Consider the following 21,529-nt stretch of genomic DNA (forward strand, 5'->3'; position numbering starts at 1 on the left):
GCAGCCCGCGCGGCATCGCCGGGCGTGCCGCTCGCCGTCCGACGCTTTTCAGTCCGCGCCGTTGGCGCTAAGGCGCGCGGCCATGAGCGACGGCAAACCCACGACCATCGAGACCCCGCAGGCGATCCGGGGCACGCAGGACATCTTCGGCGCGGAGGCGGAGGCCTTCGCCCACGTCGTCGCGACATTCGAGCGGGTGCGCCGCCTCTACCGCTTCCGCCGCGTCGAGATGCCGGTCTTCGAGAAGACCGCGGTGTTCAGCCGCAGCTTGGGCGAGACGACCGACGTCGTGTCGAAAGAGATGTATTCGTTCGAGGATCGGGGTGGGGAATCCCTGACCCTGCGCCCCGAATTCACCGCTGGCCTGGCCCGCGCCTACCTGACCGACGGGTGGAAGCAGTACGCGCCGCTCAAGGTCGCGACCCACGGCCCGCTGTTCCGCTACGAACGCCCGCAGAAGGGCCGTTATCGCCAGTTTCACCAGATCGACGCCGAGATCATCGGCGCGGCCGAACCGCAGGCCGACGTCGAACTGCTGGTGATGGCGGACCAGCTGCTGCACGAACTCGGCATCGCGGACGGGGTCACGCTGCAGCTCAACACGCTGGGCGACGGCGACAGCCGCGAGGCGTGGCGCGCCGCGCTGGTCGAATACTTCCGCGATCACGCCGCCGAGCTTTCCGAGGATTCGCAGGACCGGCTGGAGCGCAATCCCTTGCGCATTCTCGATTCCAAGGACCCGCGCGACCGGGCTTTCCTGCCCGACGCGCCGCGCATCGACGCCTATCTTTCGGGCGAGGCGCAGGACTTCTTCGGCGCGGTAACCAGCGGGCTCGATGCCGCGGGCGTCAGGTGGAACCGGATGGATTCGTTGGTGCGCGGGCTCGACTATTATCGCCACACGGCGTTCGAGTTCGTGACCGACCGGCTCGGCGCGCAAGGGACGGTACTGGGCGGCGGGCGCTACGACGGGCTGATCGAGACCTTGGGCGGGGCGCATACCCCGGCGGTCGGCTGGGCTGCGGGGATCGAACGGCTGGCGATGCTGGTGGGCACGCGCGAGGCGGAGGTAACCGACGTGATCGTGGTGGTCGAGGACGATGCGGCGATGGCCGAAGGCGTGGCCGCGGTGTCGCGTCTGCGCCGCGCCGGGACCAGCGCCGAACTGCTGGCCAGCGGGTCCCCCCGCAAGCGTTTCGACAAGGCGGTGAAGATGGGAGCCAGGGCGATCTACGCGCTGTCGGTCCGCGACGGGGCGGTCGCCAACCGCATCAAGGCCGAAGACGGCATGGCCGCGACGATCGAGGCGGCGCTGGCGCGCTGAACCGATGCAGATGTCCGCCGCCCAGATCTCCGACGAACGCCTGTCCCAGATCGCGCACCGCTTCGCCGAACTCGAAGCGCGCCTCGCGTCGGGCACGCTGGAGGGCGAGGGCTTCGTGCGCGCCAGCCGCGACTATGCCGAGCTGGAACCGGTGGCGCGCGAGGCGGCGACAGTCGCGGCGATGCGCGGCGAACTGGACGAGTTGCGCGCCATGCTGGCCGACCCCGAGATGAAGGCGATGGCCGCCGAGGATATCGCCCGGATCGAGAGCGAATTGCCCGAGGCCGAACAGCGCCTCGCCATAACGCTGCTACCGCGCGACAGCGCCGATGCGCGGCCCGCGATGCTTGAGATCCGGGCCGGCACCGGCGGGGACGAAGCCGCGCTCTTCGCTGCCGACCTGTTCCGCATGTACGAACGCTATGCCGCCGAACAGGGCTGGAAGGTCGAGACGATCAGCGTCAATGCCAGCGACATCGGCGGGTTCAAGGAAGTCGTCGCCAACATCAGCGGCACCGGCGTCTTCGCCAAGCTGAAATTCGAAAGCGGCGTCCACCGGGTGCAGCGCGTGCCCGTCACCGAAAGCGGCGGGCGCATCCACACCAGCGCGGCGACCGTCGCGGTCCTGCCCGAACCCGACGAGGTCGACGTGCAGATCGCCGACGGCGACCTCAAGATCGACATCTACCGCGCGTCCGGCGCGGGTGGCCAGCACGTCAACACGACCGATTCGGCGGTGCGCATCACCCACCTGCCCACCGGCCTCGTCGTCACGCAGCAGGACGAGCGCAGCCAGCACAAGAACAAGGCCAAGGCGATGCAGGTGCTGCGCGCCCGTCTCTACGAGAAGTTCCGCGAGGAAGCCCACGGCGCCGAGGCCGAGGCGCGCAAGGCCATGGTCGGCAGCGGCGACCGATCCGAACGCATCCGCACCTACAACTTCCCGCAAGGCCGCGTGACCGATCACCGGATCGGTCTGACGCTGCACAAGCTGCCCGAAATCCTCGAAGGGCCGGCACTGGCAGAGCTGATCGACGCGCTGATCGCCGAGGACCAGTCGTCACGGCTCGCGGCGCAGAACGAAGCCGCCTGACGTGAACGGCCCGGACCGCCGCGTCGCTGATGCGCTGCGCGAGGCGGCCCGCGCGCTCGAACCGGTGAGCGACGCGCCCCGGCTCGATGCCGAATGGCTGATGGCCCACGCGCTGGGCTGTTCGCGATCGGCGATGCTGCTGCTGCATGGCGCCGCGCCGGTTCCGCCCGCCTTCGCCGACCTGCTGGCCCGGCGCATGACCGGCGAGCCGCTGGCCTACATCACCGGCGAGCAAGAGTTTTACGGCCTTGCCTTCTGCGTGACGCCCGATGTCCTGATCCCGCGCGCGGACAGCGAGACGCTGATCGAGGCGGCGCGCGAGGAACTGGCCGCCGCGCCGCCGCAACGCATTCTGGACTGCGGCACCGGCCCCGGGACGCTGCTCCTCGCGGCGCTTTCGGCATGGCCCGAAGCGACAGGTCTCGGCATCGAGCGCAGCCCCGCCGCGCTCGCCGTGGCGCGGCAAAACGCGGTGACGCTGGGCATGGCGGACCGCGCCGAGATGCGCCACGCCGACTGGACCGCGCCGGGCTGGGCCGAAGGGATCGGGAGTTTCGACCTTATCCTCGCCAACCCGCCCTATGTCGAAACGGACGATCCCGACCTTGCCGCCGACGTCCGCATGTTCGAGCCGGCCGAGGCCTTGTTCGCGGGCGCGGACGGGCTGGCCGACTACCGCGTGCTGGTGCCGCAATTGCCCGCGCTGCTGGCACCGGGCGGGATCGCGGTGGTGGAGATCGGCTCGCGACAGGCCGAAGCGGTCGCCGCCATCGCCGGGGCCGCCGGCCTGTCCGCCCGGCTCACCCGCGATCTCGGCGATCGGCCCCGCGCGTTCGTCCTCGCGCACAACTGACGCACGGCCCGTGGCGAATTGCGGCGCGGCAAATTGCGATGTGGCGACGAATAAGGGTTGGCAGGACCGGTTTTTGCCGATAACCCCGGACATGGACATGCGGATGGAGGGAAATTCCCGTCACGCCTGTCTATCCTTCCGCTCCGAATTGTCGGTGTCTGCCTCGGGCAGGTTCGATCTTGGACCGTGGAGAGGGCCAGTCGCCTTGCGAATCGGAATGGGGGCGGCCGGATACGAGGGCTTGCCCGTTGCATGGTGCGCCGGGCGTTCCGACTGGTGTGCGTAGGGGCGAAGGTTCGCCCGCGCCGGACAAGGGAACAGTCTTACTTTGAACAACAATCGTGGCAACAACCGCCGTCGCGGCCGCAACAATCGGCAGCAGGGTGGCGGTCAGCACCTCAACCGGATCGACAGCCGGGCGCGCGGCAATGCGCCGCAGATGCTCGACAAGTACAAGAAGCTGGCGGAAGAGGCCCACCGCAACGGTGATCGCGTGCAGGCGGAATACTACCTGCAGTTCGCGGATCACTACTTCCGCGTGATCGCGGACGGAAAGTCGCGCCAGGAAGATCAGCAACAGCAGCGCAGCCGCCGCGACGACGATCGCGACCGCTACGACGACCGGTTCGACGATGCCGACGGCGACGGCCAGGACAGCGACACCGACGCCGAGCAGGAGGTCGAAGCCGCCCCCCGCCGCACGGGCCGCCGGGAAGACAACCGCCGCGACGACAACCGCCGCGACGAGAACAACCCCTTCACGCGCGAAAGCCGCCAGCGTCGCCAGCGCCGCGATGCCGATGACGGCGCGCAGCTCGCGGAGACCGAGGAAGCGGTCACCAACGACGGCGGCCTCGATCCGCAGGCGCTGCCGCCCGCGATCGGCGAGACCGAGGAACGGCCGCGTCGCCGCTCGCGCCTTGCCATTGCCGACAGCGTCGACGATGACGATACGCCCGCCGCGCCGACCGCGCCCGCCGCCGAAGAAGAGCCGAAGCCAAAGCGTCGCGGTCGCCCTCGCAAGGTCCGTCCCGAAGACGGTGAAGTCGCACAGGCCGTGAACGGCTGATCGCGCCGAGGTCAGCGCCGACCCGCCGCCAGCCATGATCCTGCCCGCAACCGGAGCGCAGCGGCGGCTTGCCGCCCTGCCCCGACCGATGACCGCCCTGCTCCCGGCCTTCCTGGCCGGAGCGGCGGCGGCCACGGGTTTCCAGCCTCTCGCGCTCTGGCCGCTGACGTTCGCGGCCGTCGCGGTTCTCCTCCATCTGCTGTCCCGCGCTGCCACGGCGAAGCGCGCCGCTCTGGTCGGGTGGCTGTTTGGCGTCGGCCATTTCTGGGTCGGCAACACCTGGATCGCGACCGCCTTCACCTACCAGGCCGAGATGCCCGCCTGGCTCGGCGGGATCGCCGTCTTCCTGCTTTCGCTTTATCTCGCGGTCTTTCCCGGTATCGCCACGCTGGCGGCATGGTGGGTCGCCCGGCCCGATCGCGCTCCGGGCCGACCGCTTGTTCTCGTGGCCGCGCTGGCCGGCGCGTGGATTGTCGGCGAATGGCTGCGCAGCTGGGTCTTCACCGGCTTTGCCTGGAACCCGCTGGGCGTGGTCGCGCTGGGCGGTTTTGCCCGGCCCGGGCTGGCCCTTGCCGCGCCGTGGCTCGGAACATACGCGCTGTCGGGTCTTGTCATCCTGTTGGCGGGTGCATGGTACTGGGGCGCGCTCAACCGCGCGCACCTTGCCCGCGCGATCCCGGCGCTGCTGGTCCCGGTTGCGCTGATGCTGGTCCCGTTTCCGGCACCGGGCCGGGGCGAAGGCCGCGTACCCTACCGCCTCGTCCAGCCCGACGTGCGGCAGGACGTGCTCAACGATCCGGCGCATTACGAGGACAACTTCGTCAAGACCGTGGCTCTGTCCGGCCCGCCCGCGCCTGCCGAAGTGCCGACGCTTTTCCTCTGGCCCGAATCCGGCGTGCCCGACTATCTGCGCGGCGGCTATCCGCGCCGCTACTATGTCGCCACGACCTTCGGCGCCGACCCCGATCTGGCGCGTCGCCGCATCGCGCAGGTCGTCGGCTCCGGCGGCCTCCTGCTGACCGGAGCCGTCGACCTGGTGCTGAGCGAGGACGGCGACCACGCCGTCGGCGCCCGCAACGTCGTGACCGCGATCGGCCCCGACGCCGGTATCCGCGGCAGCTACGCCAAGGCCCATCTCGTGCCCTATGGCGAATACCTGCCGATGCGCGCGATTCTGGAACCGCTCGGTCTTTCGCGGCTGGTCGCCGGCGCGCTCGACTTCGAGGCGGGGCCGGGACCGCGCACGCTGGACCTTGGCCCCTGGGGCCGCGCCGGGGTGCAGATCTGCTACGAGATCATCTTTTCCGGGCAGGTCGTCGACCGCGGCGATCGTCCCGATTACCTGTTCAATCCGTCGAACGACGGCTGGTTCGGAACCTGGGGCCCGCCGCAGCACCTCGCGCAGGCGCGGCTTCGCGCGATCGAGGAGGGCTTGCCGATCCTGCGATCGACGACCACCGGGATCAGCGCGGTGATCGACGCCGGCGGCGTCGTTCGCCAGCATGTCGATCCGCTCGCCGCGCAGCGGCTGGACGGCATGGTGCCGCCGGCGCTCGCTCCGACGCTTTTTGCAAGGGTCGGCAATATCCTGCCGCTGGGCTGGGCGCTGCTCCTGCTCGTCGCGGCAGCGGTTGCCAGCCGCCGCGCCCGCCGCTAGAGCGGCATATAAAGAAAGCTTTATACGTCGTTCGGGACAGTCATGCGCAGAAATTACCTCTTCACCTCCGAATCGGTTTCCGAAGGTCACCCCGACAAGGTGTCCGACCAGATCTCGGACGCCATCGTCGACCTGATGCTGGCCAAGTATCCTGAAGCGCGCGTCGCGTGCGAGACGATGACCACGACGCAGCTCGTCGTCCTGTCGGGCGAAATCCGCTGCAAGCCGATGTACGACGACAAGAACGAGGACTGGGCCGCCAACGGTTACTGGGCTCCGGGCGCGAAGGAAGAGATCGAGCGGACGGTCCGCGATGTCGTGCGCCGGATCGGGTACGAGCAGGACGGCTTCCATTGGGAACGCCTGCGTTTCGAAAACTTCCTGCACGGCCAGTCTGCGCACATCGCGCAGGGCGTCGACGCCGGCGAGACGAAGGACGAGGGTGCCGGCGACCAAGGCATCATGTTCGGCTTCGCCTGCGACGAAACGCCCGATCTCATGCCCGCGACGCTCGACTACAGCCACAAGATCCTGCAGCGGCTCGCGCAGGACCGGCACGACAAGGTCGCGCCCTTCCTCGAGCCCGACGCCAAGAGCCAGGTGACCCTGCGCTTCGAGAACGGCAAGCCTGCCGCCTGCACCGCCGTCGTCGTCTCCACCCAGCACAAGCCGGGCTACGATACCGGCGAGCGTGAGGCGGAGCTGAAGACCTACGTCAAGGGCGTGATCGCCGACGTCCTGCCGCACAACCTCCTGTCCGACCAGACCGAGTATCACATCAACCCCACCGGATCGTTCGAGATCGGCGGTCCGGACGGTGACGCAGGCCTGACCGGGCGCAAGATCATCGTCGACACTTATGGCGGCGCGGCCCCGCACGGCGGCGGCGCGTTCAGCGGCAAGGACCCGACCAAGGTCGACCGGTCGGCCGCCTACATCGCGCGCTACCTGGCCAAGAACATCGTCGCGGCGGGCCTCGCCACGCGGGTGACGATCCAGCTTTCCTACGCGATCGGCGTGTCGCACCCGCTCTCGCTCTATGTCGACACCCACGGCACCTGCGCCGACGGCGTCACCGACGAGGGGCTGGAGAACGCGATCCGCTCGATCGAAAGCCTTGGCGGGCTGACCCCGCGCGGCATCCGTACCCGGCTGAAGCTGAACCGGCCGATCTATGCGAAGACCGCGGCTTACGGCCATTTCGGCCGCCCTGCGGAGGGGGACCTGTTCCCCTGGGAAGCGACCGACCTCGTCGGCGAACTCAACGCCGCGCTAGGCCGCTGATCGCGCGCCTGCGCGCCGATTTTTATTTTCCTACAGGCCCGACGCGGCACCATCAGGCGGGTTTCCCGACAAGGAGACCCGCCCGCGATGGCCGCACCTTATGATCCGAATCGCCCCGCGCTGACGGCGCGGATCGCCGCCGAACTGATAGCCCACGAAGGGATCGTGCGCGAAGCCTATCGCGATTCGGTCGGCATCTGGACCTGGAGCGTCGGGCTGACCGATGCCTCCGGCCACCGCGTCGGCCGCTATCGCGACAACCCCCAACCGCTGTCCCGCTGCCTGGAGATCTATCTCTGGGTGCTGGAGAACCGCTACCTGCCACCGGTGCTCGCCGCCTTCGGACCGATCGCTCCTGCCGAACACGAGCTGGGCGCGGCGCTCTCGTTCCACTGGAACACCGGCGCGATCGGCCGGGCGGAGTGGATGCGGCTGCTGCGCGACGGCGACCGGGCGGGCGCGAGGGCGGCGATCATGGCATGGTGCCGCCCGGCCAGCCTGACCAGGCGGCGGCGGGCGGAGCAGGCGCTGTTCTTCGACGGACAGTGGGCGGGGGACGGCACCGCGCTGGTCTACGAGGTCGCGAAGCCGTCATACCGGCCCACCGCGGCGCAGCGACAGCCGGTGACGGAGATCCTGCGCGCGCTGCTGGGCGAATCCGAAGCGGCGGAGCTAGTTCCGGCATCGTGCCCGGCACCGCCGCCGATGGATGCGGCAAAGACCTCGCCTGAACCGGCGGCGGGCAACTGGTTCACCCGCCTCTTCCTCGCCTGATCCGTTGCAATTGCAACGAGAAGGGGGCTGACGCAGGGCACCGTCAGCCCTACCTCTGGCGGCGATGATTCGCCCGCTTCCCCTTCTCGCCGCGCTCGCCTTCCTTCCCGCCTGCGCCACGGTCCCGCCCGCCGCTGCTCCGACCGTCGAGATCCGCATTGCCGGGATCAACGACTTTCACGGCAACCTCAGGCCGCTGAAGACGCCGGTCGAAGTCGCGTCGCCGCGCGGCGAGGTTGCGCGGGTTCCGGCGGGCGGCGCGGCGTGGCTCGCGGCGACGATAGCGGCGGTCCGGGCCGAGGCTGCGCATTCGATGGTGATATCGGCAGGCGACATGATCGGGGCCAGCCCTCTCGAATCCGCGGCCTTTCTCGATGAACCGGCGATCGGCGTGATGAATCGCATCGGGGTCGACTTCAACGCGCTGGGCAACCACGAGTTCGATCGGGGCTGGCGCGAACTGAAGCGGCTGCACGGCGGCGGGTGCGAGACGTGGACCGCCCGCACCCCCTGCGCGGTGGAGCCGGACTATGCGGGTGCCGACTTCGACTTTCTGGCCGCCAATGTCGCGACCGCGGACGGGGGCACGCTGTTCCCGGCGCGGGGCACCAGATCGTTCGGGGACGGTGCGACGAAAGTCACCGTCGGCGTCGTCGGCCTGCCGCTGAAGGACGTGCCCCGTCTCGTCACGCCGGGCGGGGTCGCCGGGCTGGCTTTCGGCGACGAGGCCGATGCCGCCAACCGCGAGGTGGCCGCGCTGGTCGCCGAAGGGGCGGACGTGATCGTCGTCGCCATCCACCAGGGTCTCTACACCGAGCCCGGCTCGGCAGTGGACGGCTGCGGCGCGGTGTCGGGCGATCTCATGCCGATCCTCGCTCGGCTCGACAGCCGCGTCGATCTCGTCATTTCGGGCCACACCCACCGCGCCTATATCTGCGACTGGGCGCAAGTGGATCCCGGCAAGCGATTCCTCGTCACCAGCGCGGGCTATGGCGGCTCGTTCGTCACCGACATCGCGCTGACCGTCGATCCGGCGGCCGGGCGCGTGGTGGCGAGGGCCGCGCGCAACCTGGTGGTGCAGAGCGAGGGCAAGGCGAGGGACGGATCCCCGCTCGCGACCAGCGCCGCCCTGCCCGCCCATGCGCCCGATGCCGCCATCGCGGCCTATGTCGCGCGCTATGTCGCGGCGGTGGCAGACGTTTCGAAACGCCCGGTCGGCAAGGTTTCGGGCGAAGTCGTGCTGCCCGATGCCGACGATGTCGAAACCCCGCTGGGCAACATGATCGCCGATTCGCAACTGGCCGCGACTCGCGATGCCGGGGCGCAGATCGCCTTCATGAACAACGCCGGGGTGCGGGCGGGCCTTGTGCCGCAGTCCGACGGGACGGTGACCTTCGGCGATGTCTACGCCGTCCAGCCGTTCGGCAACACGCTGGTCACGCGCACCTTCACCGGCGCGCAGTTGCTGGCGGTGCTGGAACAGCAGTTCGCCGATGCGGCCAAGCGCCAGATCCTGAGCCCTTCGGCAGGCTTCCGCTTCGCCTACGACCGTTCTCGCCCGGCCGGTTCCCGCATCGTGGGCGCAACGCTTGACGGCCAGCCGGTCGATCCCGCCCGCCGCTACCGGGTGACGATGAACAGCTTCCTGGCAGGCGGGGGCGACGGGTTCGCCGGCTTCACGCAAGGGACCGACACGGTGATGGGCGGCGAGGATCTCGACGCGATGCAGGCGTGGCTTTCGGCCGTGCCGGTCCGCCAATTGCCTTTGGCGGGCCGGGTCACGAACCTCACCCCGACCCGATAGGATCGGGGGTCAGAGCGCGGCCTCGATCGCGGCGGTGAGTTCGGGATCGTCGGGCGCGGTGGTCGGTGAAAACCGGGCGATCACCTCGCCGTCGCGGCCGACCAGGAACTTCTCGAAGTTCCACAGCACCTCGGGATCCTCGTTCGGGGTCATGCCATAGTCGCGCAGCTTGGCGCGAAACCCGTCGGCATCGCCCTGCTTGGCGGGGGCCGCCTCGACCAGTTCGGCATAGAGCGGCTGCTTGTCCGCCCCCACGACGCTGGCCTTGGCAAAGACCGGAAAGGTCACGCCGAAGCTCGTTTCGCAGAACGTGGCGATCTCGGCATCGGTGCCCGGCTCCTGCGCGCCGAAGTCGTTGGCGGGAAAGGCGAGCACCTTGAAACCGCGGGCGGCATACTTGTCGTGCAGCGCCTGCAGCCCCGAATACTGCGGGGTCAGCCCGCATTGCGAGGCGACGTTGACGATCAACAGCACGTTGCCGCGATGCGCGGCGGTGCTGTCGGCGGCGCCGTCGCCGCGAGTCAGTGCGATATCCGATAGAGCCATGGCAGTTCCCTTCATCCCGTAACCCGCCAGCCGGGCCGATTCGTCACGAAACGTAGTGCGCCGTGGTCTTCTGCGCCACTTCCTCCGCCGTCACGCCGGGGGCCAGCTCGACCAGGCGGAACGGACTGTCGTGATCGGGGCGCTGGAACACGGCGAGGTCGGTGACGATCATGTCGACGACGTTCTTGCCGGTCAGCGGCAGGGTGCATTCGGGGATGAACTTGGGGTCGCCGTTCTTGCTGGTGTGTTCCATCACGACGATGATCTTCTTGACCCCGGCGACGAGGTCCATAGCCCCGCCCATGCCCTTGATCATCTTGCCCGGGATCATCCAGTTGGCGATGTCGCCCTTCTGGTCCACCTCCATCGCGCCCAGCACGGTGAGGTCGATGTGCCCGCCGCGGATCATCGCGAAGCTCGCCGCGCTGTCGAAATAGGCGCTCTTGTCGAGCTCGCTGATCGTCTGCTTGCCGGCGTTGATCAGGTCGGCGTCCTCCTCACCTTCGTAGGGGAAGGGGCCGATGCCGAGCATGCCGTTCTCCGACTGCAGGGTCACGTCCATTCCGTCCGGGATGTGGTTGGCCACCAGCGTCGGGATGCCGATGCCGAGGTTCACGTAGAAACCGTCCTCCAGTTCCTTGGCGGCGCGGGCGGCCATTTCGTCACGGGTCCAGGGCATCGCGTATCTCCTCGGGCAGAATGGTCGTGATCGCCGTCAGGCGAGGTCATCGGACAGGATAATCGAGCGGCGGGGGAAGAAGAAACCACCCCGCGCCCAGCAGGGAATCGAACGGCGTCGGCGCATCCGCGTCGCGCAGATAGTCGAACAGGGCGTCGAAATCGCCCTTCCGGTCGCCGACGATCGCCTTGATGCAGACGTCGCCGAGTTCGGCATTGCGACGGTCGGTCTTGCTTTCTGCCGGATCGCGGGTGAGCAGCAGGATGTCCCTGCCCGCGGGGTCGAGCCCGCTTGCCCGAAGCGCGCCGCGGACATCGTCCGCGCGGCTTTCATCGAGGATGCCGGACCACAGGATGGTCAGCCCCCCGGCCCGCGCGGTGGCGAGCGCGGCGACAAGGCCGGGCTGCGCGCGGGGCGGCTCCGCCTGCGGCTGGAACGCGACGTCACCGGGGTCGAGATCGACGAGCAGCGCAGGCCGCGCGCCCGAGCATGGCAGGACGGGCGCGGCATCGCCGTCCGCCGCCGGATCGGGGACGACGGACCTGTCGCTGCCGATGCCGTCGATGGCGAAGAGCGCGGCAGCCATGAAATCCTCGGCCCGGTTGGCGGCGAGGGCCGATTTCGGACTTGGTGGCGCGGTTGATGGCGCGATTGGTCCCGGGGCCGGTGTCGGGCTTGCGGCGGGGGCGGGCACGGGATTGCGCGCGTTCGGCGCCGCGATCCTGGCAGGTTCCTTGCGATCCTCGCCCTTCGCCGCCTGCCGCGTCAGCACCGTCCCGGCGGCAATCGGCAGGGCCGCGACGCAGCCCGACACAGCGGCACTCGCCAGCACGACGCCGGCAAGGCCCAAGGCGCGCGGAGACATCGTCAGCTTCCCCTCACCCGCAAGGGGTCTCAGGCCGTCTCGCGCTGGCGTGTCGTGCGGAACTCGATCTTCTTGTCGTAGGGCGCACCGACGATCATGCGCTGCACGTAAACCCCGGGGAGGTGGATGCAGTCGGGATCGAGGCTGCCGGTCGGCACGATTTCCTCGACCTCCACCACGCAGACCTTGCCGCAGGTCGCCGCAGGCAGGTTGAAGTTGCGGGCCGTCTTGCGGAACACGAGATTGCCGCTTTCATCGGCCTTCCACGCCTTGACCAGCGCGAGATCGGCGAAGATGCCGCGTTCGAGAATGTAATCGGCCGGTCCGTTCGGGCCGTCGAAGGTCTTCACCTCCTTGCCCTCGGCCACCTGGGTGCCGACGCCGGTCTTCGTGTAGAAGCCGGGGATCCCGGCGCCGCCCGCGCGCATCCGTTCGGCCAGGGTGCCTTGCGGGGAAAATTCGACCTCCAGCTCTCCAGCGAGGTACTGGCGTTCGAATTCCTTGTTCTCGCCGACGTAGGAACTGATCATCTTCCTGATCTGCCGCGTGCGCAGAAGCTTGCCCAGCCCTTCGCCATCGATGCCGGCGTTGTTCGACGCCACGGTCAGGCCCTTGACGCCGCTGGCCACCACCGCATCGATCAGCCTTTCGGGAACGCCGCACAGGCCAAAACCGCCGCTCGCGATCAGGAGGTCATCGCGCAGCAGGCCGTCGAGCGCGGTTTCGGCATCGGGATAGAGCTTTTTCATCGCGGTTCGGGCCTTTCCTCAGGATCCTGTATTTTGCGCGACCTGTTACATATGTCAGGGTCCCTGTCACGGCGGTACGCTTGCAAAAAGCGCAAGATGCGTTGCGCGGCGCGATCGTGCCCGGCTTCGGGCCGCGCCCCGCTTGCATCCGGCACGGCGCGAGGCCACGGTCGATCCATGATCTCTTCGCGCTCCGTTGACTGGTCAGACGCGCTGGCGCGTGCGCGCGGCCATTCGCCGTTCCTTGCCGGCCTGCTCGACAGATGGCCCGACCTCGAAGCCCTGCTCGCGGCGGGGAAGGGCGAGGCCGCGATCGCCCATGCGCGCGCCGCGGGCCGCGACGCGGCCGATGTCGCCACTGCGCTGCGGCGGGAAAAGCAGGCGCTCGCGCTCGCGCTCGGCATCGGCGACCTGGCGGGCGCATTGCCCTTGCTCACCGTCACCGGCGAACTGTCCGATTTCGCCAGCCGCGCGCTCCATGCCAGCATCGGCGAGGCGCTGGCCCACCGCGTGCCGGGCGCGGCCAACACCGCGATGACCGCGCTGGCGCTCGGCAAGCATGGCGCGGGCGAGTTGAACTATTCGTCGGACATCGATCCGATCCTGCTCTACGACCGGGTCCGCCTGCCGCGGCGCGAACGCGACGATCCGGGCGAAGCGGCGCAGATCGCGGCGCGGCGGGTGGTCCAGACGATGAGCGCACAGACCGCCGAAGGCTACGTCTTTCGCGTCGACCTGCGCCTTCGCCCGGCGAGCGAGGTCAGCCCGCTGGCGATCAGTTTCGATGCCGCGCTCACCCATTACGAGAGCAGCGCGCTTGCTTGGGAACGCGCCGCCTTCATTCGCGCCAGGTCGGTGGCGGGCGACATCGAGGCGGGGCAGCGCTTCCTGGCCGCGATCCGCCCCTTCGTCTGGCGCAAGTCGCTCGACTTCGGGGCGATCGCCGAAGTCGGCAGCCTCGTCCATCGCATCCGCGACGATTATTCCGGCCCGCCGCACCCCGGCCCCGGCTACGACATGAAGAAAGGGCGCGGCGGCATCCGCGAGGTCGAGTTCTTCGCCCAGATCCACCAGCTGATCCACGGGGGCCGCGATCCCTCATTGCGCGCATCGGGCACCCGCGCCGCACTCGACGCGCTCGCGGCGGCCGACATCGTCGCAGGGGAGGATGCGCGCGTCATGGGCGAGGCCTACGACCGGCTGCGCGTCGTCGAACACCGGCTGCAGATGGTGAACGACCGCCAGACTCACGCGTTGCCCGCGGGCGATGCGCTGGACAATGTCGCGCGTCTTGACGGCATGGCCGACGGCGCGGCGCTGATCGCTGAACTGGAGACGATCTGCAACGCGGTTTCGGCCCGCTTCGATCGGTTGGTCGAGGCGCATGGCGGCGCGCGGCGCGTGACGGTGCCTGCAATGGATCTGGACGAACTGGCCGACCTGCCCGCCTTTGCCGATGCGGAGATGATCGAGCGTTTCGCGAGCTGGGAATCGGGCCGGCTCAAGTGCCTGCGCAGCCAAGTCGCCCGCGCCGCCTTCGCCGCGATCCGGCCCCAGCTCCTCGCCGCGCTGGCGAGTGCGGCCGAACCCGAACGCGCGCTGACCCGCTGGGAGAACATGCTGGCCCGCCTGCCCTCGGCGATCAACATCTTCCACTTGCTGGAGGCACGGCCCGCGCTGCTTGAAACGCTGGCGCGTGTCCTCGCCCTCTCTCCGGCCCTCGCCGATGCGCTGGCCCGGCGCGGCGACCTGCTCGATGCGCTGATCGACCGCAGCGCCTTCGACCTGCCCGGCCCGGTCGATGACATCGTCGCGGCCATGACCGACGACGCGCTCGATTACGAGGCGGCGCTCGACAAGGTGCGCCGCGTGGTCGGCGACATGCGCTTCGCCCTCGGCGTTCAGTTGCTCGACCACGCGCACGACCCGCTCGACGTCGCCGCCGCCCTGTCGCGCGTGGCGGAAGCGGCGATCCGCGTCTGTTCGGCGCTGGCCGCGCGCGAATTCGCGGCGGCGCACGGCCGCCTGGGCGACGGGAAGCTGGTCGTGCTCGGGCTGGGCCGACTGGGCGGCGGCGTGCTCACCCACGCCTCCGATCTCGATCTCGTCTATCTGTTCACCGGCGATTTTGAAGCGGAGAGCGATGGCCGGCGCCCTCTCGGCGCGACGACCTATTTCAACCGGCTGGCCCAGCGCGTCACCGCCGCTTTGACCGTGCCGACGGCAGAAGGCGCCCTGTTCGAGGTCGACACCCGCCTGCGCCCGTCGGGCACGCAGGGCCTGCTGGCGGTCAGCGTGGCCAGCTTCGCCCGTTACCACGCCGAATCGGCCTGGACGTGGGAGCACATGGCCCTCATGCGGGCGCGCGTGCTCGACGGGCCCGCGCAGGCGCGCGCGGACGTGCGCGCGGTGATCGAAGGCGTGGCCCACGCCCCGCGCGACCCGGCGCGGCTGCGCGAGGACGTGCTGGTGATGCGCGCGGAGATGGCGACGCACAAGCCCGGCAAGGGTCCGCTCGACGTCAAGCTGTCGCGCGGCGGGCTGGTCGATCTCGAGTTTCTCGTCCACTTCCTGCAACTGCGCCACGCCGCCTGCATCGAGCCGGACCTGCGCCGTGCGGTGCGTTGCCTGGTCGACGCCGGGCACCTGCCGCCCGCCGTGGCCGACGCGCACGACCTGCTGACGCGGGTGCTGGTGACGCTGCGGCTGGTTTCGGCCGATGCGAAGATGCCCCCGCCCGCCGCCCGCGCGGTGCTGGCCGACAATGCCCGCGTCGCTGACTGGGACGCGCTCATCGCCGCTCTCGACAAGGCGCGGGCCTCGGTGGCAGAGGCCTGGTCCACGACTTTCGACGAAACGCTGGAGATTTCCGCATGACCGAACCCGCGCGCCCCGATGTCGGCGATCCCTTCCCGACGACGGCCATGACCACCCCCGACGGCAAGCCGGTGTCGATCGCCGACTTCAAGGGGCAGCCGGTCGTCGTGTTCTTCTATCCCAAGGCCAACACCCCCGGCTGCACGACCGAGGCGAAGGACTTTTCCGCCCTGCTTCGCGAATTCGCGAAGGCGGGCGTCGCGGTGCTGGGCGCGAGCAAGGATGCCCCCGCCGCGCAGCAGAAGTTCATCGACAAGCATGACCTGTCCGTCGCGATCGCCAGCGATCCGGCAGAAGACGGAGTGACCGATGCGCTCGGCGTCTGGACCGAGAAGCAGAACTACGGGCGCACCTACATGGGGATCGAGCGCTCGACCTTCCTCGTCGATGCCGACGGTCGCATCGCGCAAGTGTGGCGCAAGGTCCGCGTGAAGGACCATGCTGCCAGGGTCCTGGAAGCCGCCAGGGCGCTCTGACTGGCGTGCTGCACGGCCTGCCATCCGTTTCCGTCGCGATCCGCGCCGCGCTGCTGACCGGGGATGCGCGGGCCAAGGTGATGGCGACCCGCAAGCTGGTGCGCGACTGGCGGCAGGGGCGGCTCGCCTTCGCCTTCGACTGCGCGATGCCCGACGAACCGGCCCGGCCCGACCGGCCGGAACTGCTTCCGCCCGCGATGATGCCCAAGCGGGGCAAGGGCGGGTCGGAGCGTGGACGCATCGCGTTGTGGCACGCGCTGGCCCATATCGAGTTCGTCGCGATCGACCTCGCCCTCGACATGGCGGGCCGCTTCGGGGCAGAGATGGGCCGCGACTTCGTCGAAGACTTCCTTTCGGTCGCCGCGGACGAGGCGATGCATTTCGCGCTGCTCGACCGGAAGCTGGCGACGCTGGGGAGCCATTACGGCGCGCTGCCGGCGCATGCCGGCCTGTGGTCGGCGGCGCGGGAAACACGCCACGATGTCGCGGCCCGGCTGGCCGTCGTGCCGATGGTGCTGGAGGCAAGGGGGCTCGATGTCACGCCGGGAACCCGCGACCGGGTGGCGGCACTGGGCGACGAGAACGGGGCGCGAATCCTGGAACGAATCCTTGACGACGAGATTCGGCATGTCCGCTTCGGCACCAAGCACTTCGATGAACTGTGCCGTGCGAACGACGAGAACCCGCAGGAAAAATGGCGGAATCTGATCGGATTGCACTTCCGCGGTCGTTTGAAGCCGCCGTTCAACGACTCAGCGCGCGAGACAGCCGGTTTATCGCGCGAATACCGCGCCGGTATTGTCTGATTAACGAATCCGGCCATACCCCTAACTCACGAGAGCGACGGGGGGTTCCGACGATCTCAGATTTTACTACGCGGCGGCCACGATGCAGAGCGCATTTGGCCGGCGTGCCGAGGGGGATCACCCGGCGTTTCCTGTGACCTTTTGGGGGGTCGGGGCCACGCCGAGAAACGAGGTACTTGGCAGATGACGGACGGGTTCACGATTTCAGGTCTCAAGGCTGGCCGCGCGCTGGTGCTGGGCACGATGGCTGTCGCCACGATGGCGATGGCCCCTGCCCCCGCCCTGGCGAGTGCAAGCGCCGCCGCGACGGCCGAAATCAAGGCGCCGAAGCGCGAAACCGCCGAAATCCCGACCAAGGCCGACACCAAGTTCCAGCAGCTCTTCGCCTCGTGGAAGAAGAGCGAGATCGAAAAGCCCGCGATGAAGGGGGCGATGGGCGTGGCCTCGATGCCGTCGCGCATGCCGCTCGAAAACGCACGCTTCACCAGCCTTTACGGTTCGCGCATCCATCCCGTCACCGGCGGTCGCAAGAACCATGACGGCATCGACCTGGCCGCGCCGACCGGCACGCCGATCTACGCCACCGCCGACGGCCGCGTCGAAATGGCGCAGTGGTATGGCGGCTACGGCAACTTCGTCGAGATCGACCACGGCGGCGATGTCGAGACCCGTTACGGCCACATGAGCCGGATGAACGTTTCGTCAGGCCAGGCGGTCAAGAAGGGCGACCTGATCGGGTGGGTCGGCAGCACCGGTCGTTCGACCGGCCCGCACCTCCACTACGAAGTGCGCATCGCCGGCAACGCGGTCGACCCGCAGCCGTATCTGAAGGGCACGCTGGACGATGCCCGCCCCGCCGGACCCAGCGAGCGTTTCCAGCAGTCCTTCGCCGAATTCGCCAACCTTGGCGCCGGCGGCCCGGAGTAAGCCACCCGGTCATCATGGCATGACGCGCCCGAGCAGGCGCTTCATGGCCCGGCCCTTCCACCCGGAAGGCCGGGCCTTGTCATACCCGGCCGGATCGCATCTCGGGGGGCCGGATGTGATTGGCCGCTGACCCATCGGCCGACCCGTTCAGGCGACGACGCGCAGCGACGGGTACTGATCGCGCACCAGTCCCAACCGGTCCTGCCCGTCCTCGACAGGGCGCAGCCGGTCCTCAAACGTTCGCGCCCATTCGCCCAGCCGCGTTTCCCCGAAGTAACCCGCCGTTCCGGCCAGCTTGTGCAGCTGCATGGCCAGCGCGTCCCATTCGGTCGTGCCCCTGCCCTCGGCCACCTGCGCCGCTTCGAACAGCAGCTTTTCCTTGCGGGCGCGATAGCGGCTGGCGAGGTCGTCGTCGTTCTGCGACGACAGGGGCGCGGTGGGCGCAAGGGTAGCGGCGGGCGCCGGTCTTGCCGTCGACAGGGTGCCGCTCGATCGCGCTGGCCAGCGCATCCATGCGCAGCGGTTTGGCGAGATGGCCCTGCGTCCCGGCGCTGCGGCAGGCGACGATATCGTCAGCAAAGCCTTTCGCGGTCAGCGCCACAATTGGCAGCATGTCCGCCTCAAATCCGGCGGGGCGCAACCGTCGCGTCGCTTCCAGCCCGTCGATCCCGGGCATCATCATAGCGCCGCGCGACCGAGTTGTCGGCCTGCTGGAACGGTTCGAAGATCGCGCCGAGGCGGGCCTCCGGTATGCCGATGCCCGTGTCGATCACCGAAATCGCCAGCCATTCGCGGGCGTCCGGCCCGGTCTCCATCCTCGCTTCGAGCGTGACGCTGCCGTCCTCGGTGAACTTCACCGCGTTGCCCGTTTCCGCGATAAGCTGGGCATGCCGGCGCTGCCTGTCGTCCAGATCGCTTCCGAGCAACGGGTCCGCAAAGCCGAGCACGCCGTTCATCGGGGCGCGGATCTCGTGGCTCATGTTGGCGAGGAAGGCGGCCTTGGCCATTGCCGCTTGTTCGGCCTTGCGGCGCGATTCGGTCAGCGCCTGTTCCTGCTGCCTGGCCTGCGTGATGTCGCGGATCGAGGCGATGACGGCCTCCTGCCCAACATGCTGCGCACGGTGGAGATATGCGCGTCGAGCCCTGGGCGCTCCTCGCCGCCCTCGCCGCGGCGGAACTGGAAGGCGCAGGTCTCCTCCTCGCCCGCCAAAGCGGTTGCCGACCGCTCCGCGTTGGCCATCGCCGCCTCCTTGCCGAACAGCCCCGCGAATTCGCGCCCGGCAAGCTCTCCGGAAAGCGCATCGAACAGCGCTTCGGTCGGATCGCCCGACAGGTCGGCCTAGGCGGAGATCGGGAAAGTCATGAAAAACAGGTGGCCAGGTATTTTCCCGGTACGCCGCGAGGCAAGGCGGCGCTGGGGGATCAGGCGAGAAGCCGTTCGGCCATGGCGCGAACCTCGGCGGCCATATCCTCGCGCTCCAGCGCGAGCGCGAGCGTCGCCTCGACGAAGCCGAGCTTCGAGCCGCAGTCGAAGCGCCGTCCGGCAAAGGTCACCGCGTGGAACGGCTGCGTGCCGATCATGCGCGCCATGGCATCGGTCAACTGGATCTCGCCGCCCGCACCCTTGCCCTGCGTCTCGAGCGTGCGCATCACCTCGGGCTGGAGGATGTAGCGACCCGACACGATCTTGTTCGACGGCGCGTCCTCCACCTTCGGCTTTTCGACGAGACCCATGACCTCGGTCAGGTTGCCCCGGACCGCGCCCGGAGTGATGACGCCGTACTGGAAGACCTCCTCGTGCGGCACCTCGAGCACCGAGACGAGGTTGCCGCCGACGTCCTCGTAGGCGTCTACCATCTGCTTCAGGCAGCCGGGACTGCCCCACATCAGTTCGTCGGGCAGAAGGATGGCGAAGGGTTCGTCCCCCACCACGGCGCGCGCACACCAGATCGCGTGGCCAAGACCCAGCGGCTCCTGCTGCCGCACGGTAACGAGGTTGCCGGGCGTGAAGCGCGTCTGGTCAAGCGCGCTCATGTCCTTGCCCCGTTCGCGCATCGTCGCTTCGAGCTCGTAGGCGATATCGAACTGGTCGACGAGCGCGGTCTTGCCCCTCCCGGTGATGAAGATCATCTGCTCGATCCCCGCCTCGCGCGCTTCGTCGATCGCGTACTGGATCAACGGCCGGTCGACGATCGGCAACAGTTCCTTGGGAATCGCCTTGGTCGCGGGAAGGAAACGGGTGCCGAGACCGGCGACGGGAAAGACAGCCTTGCGAATGGGCTTGCGGGGGGCGTTCATGGAACTGCTTTTCGTCCTGTGCTGCGACCGGGGCATGACAGCCTAGGCGGATCGCCCGGCGGCAGGCAACCCGGCGATGCCAACGGGAAGCGGATTGCCCGGGCCGCAAAACGGGCTAAAGGCGAAGGGATGGACAAGATCATCATCGAAGGCGGCAAGCGCCTGTCGGGCAAGCTGCCGATCTCCGGCGCGAAGAATGCCGCTCTCACCCTCGTTCCCTGCGCGCTGCTGACCGAAGAGCCGCTGACGCTGCGCAATCTGCCCCGGCTTGCCGACATCGACGGGTTCATGCACTTGATGAACCAGTTCGGCGTATCGACCACCATCGCCGGTTCGCGGCCCGCCGATTTCGGCCGGGTCATGACGCTGCAGGCGCCGCGCCTCACCAACACCACCGCCCCTTACGAACTGGTGCGCAAGATGCGCGCGTCGATCCTGGTGCTCGGCCCGCTGCTGGGCCGTGCGGGAGAGGCGACGGTCTCGCTGCCCGGCGGCTGCGCCATCGGCAACCGGCCCATCGACCTTCACTTGAAGGCGCTGGAGGCGTTCGGCGCGACGATCGAGCTGACCAGCGGCTATGTCCGCGCCCATGCGCCCGACGGCGGCCTGCCGGGCGGCGACTATTCGTTTCCGGTCGTGTCGGTCGGCGCGACCGAGAACGCGCTGATGGCCGCGGTGCTGGCGAACGGCACCAGCCGGCTCGACAATGCGGCGCGCGAGCCGGAAATCGTCGACTTGTGCAATCTTCTCGTCGCGATGGGCGCCGAGATCGATGGCATCGGCGAATCGCTGATCACCGTGCACGGCGTGAAGCGGCTGCACGGCGCGACCTACCGTGTCATGCCCGACCGGATCGAGGCGGGTTCCTATGCGTGCGCTGCCGCGATCACCGGCGGCGACGTGACGCTGATGGGCGCGAACATGAAGGATATGAGCGCGACCAACCACGCGCTGCGCAACGCGGGGGTGCATGTCGAGGAGGTCAAGGGCGGCATCCGCGTCGCCTGCGACGGCCCGCTGCGCGCCGTGAACCTTTCGACCGCGCCTTTCCCCGGTTTTGCCACCGACATGCAGGCACAGATGATGGCGCTGCTGTGCGTGGCGCAGGGCACCAGCGTGCTGACCGAGACGATCTTCGAGAACCGCTACATGCACGTGCCCGAACTGAACCGGATGGGCGCGCATATCGAGACGCAGGGCCGCACCGCCATCGTCCACGGGGTCGAGCACCTGACCGGGGCCGAGGTGATGGCAACCGACCTGCGCGCTTCGATGAGCCTGGTGATCGCCGGGCTCCGCGCCGAGGGCGAGACGACCGTGCACCGGCTCTACCACCTCGACCGCGGGTACGAGCGGCTGGAGGAGAAGCTCTCGCTCGTCGGCGCGAACATCCAGCGCGTCGGCGGCGACTGAGCGGCGTGTCGGCGACGCGCCGCCTCCATTAGGGC

20 protein-coding genes and 1 pseudogene are annotated in these 21,529 nt (G+C 68.9%); 13 read left to right on the forward strand and 8 right to left on the reverse strand.

Annotation, left to right across the window (positions count from 1 at the left end):
• Window positions 1-82 precede the first annotated feature (82 nt).
• From hisS to J2X37_RS05900, 8 genes are all read left to right on the forward strand, one after another.
• Window positions 83-1,324, forward strand: coding sequence for a histidine--tRNA ligase (gene hisS, locus J2X37_RS05865; protein WP_310018832.1), 1,242 nt, complete (start codon window positions 83-85; stop codon window positions 1,322-1,324).
• Between the two features lie 4 nt (window positions 1,325-1,328).
• The gene (gene prfA, locus J2X37_RS05870; RefSeq protein ID WP_310018835.1) at window positions 1,329-2,417 is read left to right on the forward strand and encodes a peptide chain release factor 1; all 1,089 of its coding nucleotides are present in this window, start codon (window positions 1,329-1,331) and stop codon (window positions 2,415-2,417) included.
• Between the two features lies 1 nt (window position 2,418).
• Window positions 2,419-3,270: a peptide chain release factor N(5)-glutamine methyltransferase gene (prmC, locus tag J2X37_RS05875; RefSeq protein WP_310018837.1), complete on the forward strand. Its 852-nt coding sequence runs from the start codon at window positions 2,419-2,421 to the stop codon at window positions 3,268-3,270.
• A 328-nt stretch (window positions 3,271-3,598) separates the two neighbouring features.
• On the forward strand, window positions 3,599-4,339 hold the full coding sequence (locus J2X37_RS05880; protein ID WP_310018839.1) for a DUF4167 domain-containing protein: 741 nt from the start codon (window positions 3,599-3,601) through the stop codon (window positions 4,337-4,339).
• A gap of 34 nt (window positions 4,340-4,373) precedes the next feature.
• Window positions 4,374-5,996, forward strand: coding sequence for an apolipoprotein N-acyltransferase (gene lnt, locus J2X37_RS05885; RefSeq protein ID WP_404979596.1), 1,623 nt, complete (start codon window positions 4,374-4,376; stop codon window positions 5,994-5,996).
• Window positions 5,997-6,038: 42 nt separating this feature from the next.
• A complete protein-coding gene (metK, locus tag J2X37_RS05890) occupies window positions 6,039-7,280 on the forward strand; it encodes a methionine adenosyltransferase (protein WP_310018842.1) in 1,242 nt (413 codons plus the stop codon).
• 87 nt (window positions 7,281-7,367) lie between these two features.
• Window positions 7,368-8,054: a glycoside hydrolase family protein gene (locus J2X37_RS05895; RefSeq protein WP_310018845.1), complete on the forward strand. Its 687-nt coding sequence runs from the start codon at window positions 7,368-7,370 to the stop codon at window positions 8,052-8,054.
• A 64-nt stretch (window positions 8,055-8,118) separates the two neighbouring features.
• Window positions 8,119-9,858: a bifunctional metallophosphatase/5'-nucleotidase gene (locus tag J2X37_RS05900; RefSeq protein ID WP_310018847.1), complete on the forward strand. Its 1,740-nt coding sequence runs from the start codon at window positions 8,119-8,121 to the stop codon at window positions 9,856-9,858.
• Between the two features lie 9 nt (window positions 9,859-9,867).
• Here J2X37_RS05900 and J2X37_RS05905 read toward each other — a convergent pair whose 3' ends face one another.
• From J2X37_RS05905 to J2X37_RS05920, 4 genes are read right to left on the reverse strand one after another with little or no spacing between them, the layout of a single operon-like run.
• Entirely contained in the window at window positions 9,868-10,404 is a 537-nt protein-coding gene (locus J2X37_RS05905; RefSeq protein WP_310018849.1) for a glutathione peroxidase, read from the reverse strand.
• Between the two features lie 43 nt (window positions 10,405-10,447).
• Window positions 10,448-11,083 carry a CoA transferase subunit B gene (locus tag J2X37_RS05910; protein ID WP_310018851.1) on the reverse strand — a complete coding sequence of 212 codons (636 nt, stop codon included), beginning with the start codon at window positions 11,081-11,083 and terminating at the stop codon, window positions 10,448-10,450.
• Between the two features lie 46 nt (window positions 11,084-11,129).
• A complete protein-coding gene (locus J2X37_RS05915) occupies window positions 11,130-11,948 on the reverse strand; it encodes a hypothetical protein (protein ID WP_310018853.1) in 819 nt (272 codons plus the stop codon).
• Between the two features lie 29 nt (window positions 11,949-11,977).
• Entirely contained in the window at window positions 11,978-12,697 is a 720-nt protein-coding gene (locus tag J2X37_RS05920; RefSeq protein WP_310018855.1) for a CoA transferase subunit A, read from the reverse strand.
• Between the two features lie 177 nt (window positions 12,698-12,874).
• Here J2X37_RS05920 and glnE point away from each other — a divergent pair, with 177 nt between their 5' ends.
• The 4 genes from glnE (at window position 12,875) to J2X37_RS05940 (ending at window position 17,783) form a co-directional block, all read left to right on the forward strand.
• Window positions 12,875-15,574, forward strand: a complete 2,700-nt coding sequence (gene glnE / locus J2X37_RS05925; RefSeq protein WP_310018857.1) for a bifunctional [glutamate--ammonia ligase]-adenylyl-L-tyrosine phosphorylase/[glutamate--ammonia-ligase] adenylyltransferase — start codon at window positions 12,875-12,877, stop codon at window positions 15,572-15,574.
• On the forward strand, window positions 15,571-16,050 hold the full coding sequence (locus J2X37_RS05930) for a peroxiredoxin (protein ID WP_310018858.1): 480 nt from the start codon (window positions 15,571-15,573) through the stop codon (window positions 16,048-16,050). Before glnE ends, J2X37_RS05930 begins: the two co-directional genes overlap by 4 nt.
• Before the next feature lie 17 nt (window positions 16,051-16,067).
• A complete protein-coding gene (locus tag J2X37_RS05935; protein ID WP_310019530.1) occupies window positions 16,068-16,856 on the forward strand; it encodes a ferritin-like domain-containing protein in 789 nt (262 codons plus the stop codon).
• 183 nt (window positions 16,857-17,039) lie between these two features.
• Entirely contained in the window at window positions 17,040-17,783 is a 744-nt protein-coding gene (locus J2X37_RS05940) for a M23 family metallopeptidase (protein WP_310018860.1), read from the forward strand.
• 147 nt (window positions 17,784-17,930) lie between these two features.
• On the opposite strand, the gene J2X37_RS05945 is transcribed toward J2X37_RS05940, so the two are convergent.
• The 4 genes and pseudogenes from J2X37_RS05945 to J2X37_RS05955 all read right to left on the reverse strand — a co-directional run bounded on the left by J2X37_RS05945 (window position 17,931) and on the right by J2X37_RS05955 (window position 20,081).
• Window positions 17,931-18,293: an Hpt domain-containing protein gene (locus J2X37_RS05945; protein WP_310018862.1), complete on the reverse strand. Its 363-nt coding sequence runs from the start codon at window positions 18,291-18,293 to the stop codon at window positions 17,931-17,933.
• A gap of 37 nt (window positions 18,294-18,330) precedes the next feature.
• A pseudogene (locus tag J2X37_RS16525) lies at window positions 18,331-18,465 on the reverse strand (hypothetical protein); the annotation flags it as partial.
• A complete protein-coding gene (locus J2X37_RS05950; RefSeq protein ID WP_310018864.1) occupies window positions 18,404-18,790 on the reverse strand; it encodes an ATP-binding protein in 387 nt (128 codons plus the stop codon). The gene J2X37_RS05950 and the pseudogene J2X37_RS16525, both read right to left, overlap by 62 nt.
• Window positions 18,791-19,205: 415 nt before the next feature.
• The gene (locus J2X37_RS05955; RefSeq protein ID WP_310018866.1) at window positions 19,206-20,081 is read right to left on the reverse strand and encodes a UTP--glucose-1-phosphate uridylyltransferase; all 876 of its coding nucleotides are present in this window, start codon (window positions 20,079-20,081) and stop codon (window positions 19,206-19,208) included.
• A gap of 129 nt (window positions 20,082-20,210) precedes the next feature.
• On the opposite strand from J2X37_RS05955, the gene murA reads away from it, so the two are divergent.
• Window positions 20,211-21,494: a UDP-N-acetylglucosamine 1-carboxyvinyltransferase gene (gene murA / locus J2X37_RS05960; protein WP_310018868.1), complete on the forward strand. Its 1,284-nt coding sequence runs from the start codon at window positions 20,211-20,213 to the stop codon at window positions 21,492-21,494.
• Window positions 21,495-21,529: the final 35 nt, after the last annotated feature.

The organism is Croceicoccus sp. BE223, assembly GCF_031457155.1.
GTDB lineage: Bacteria > Pseudomonadota > Alphaproteobacteria > Sphingomonadales > Sphingomonadaceae > Croceicoccus.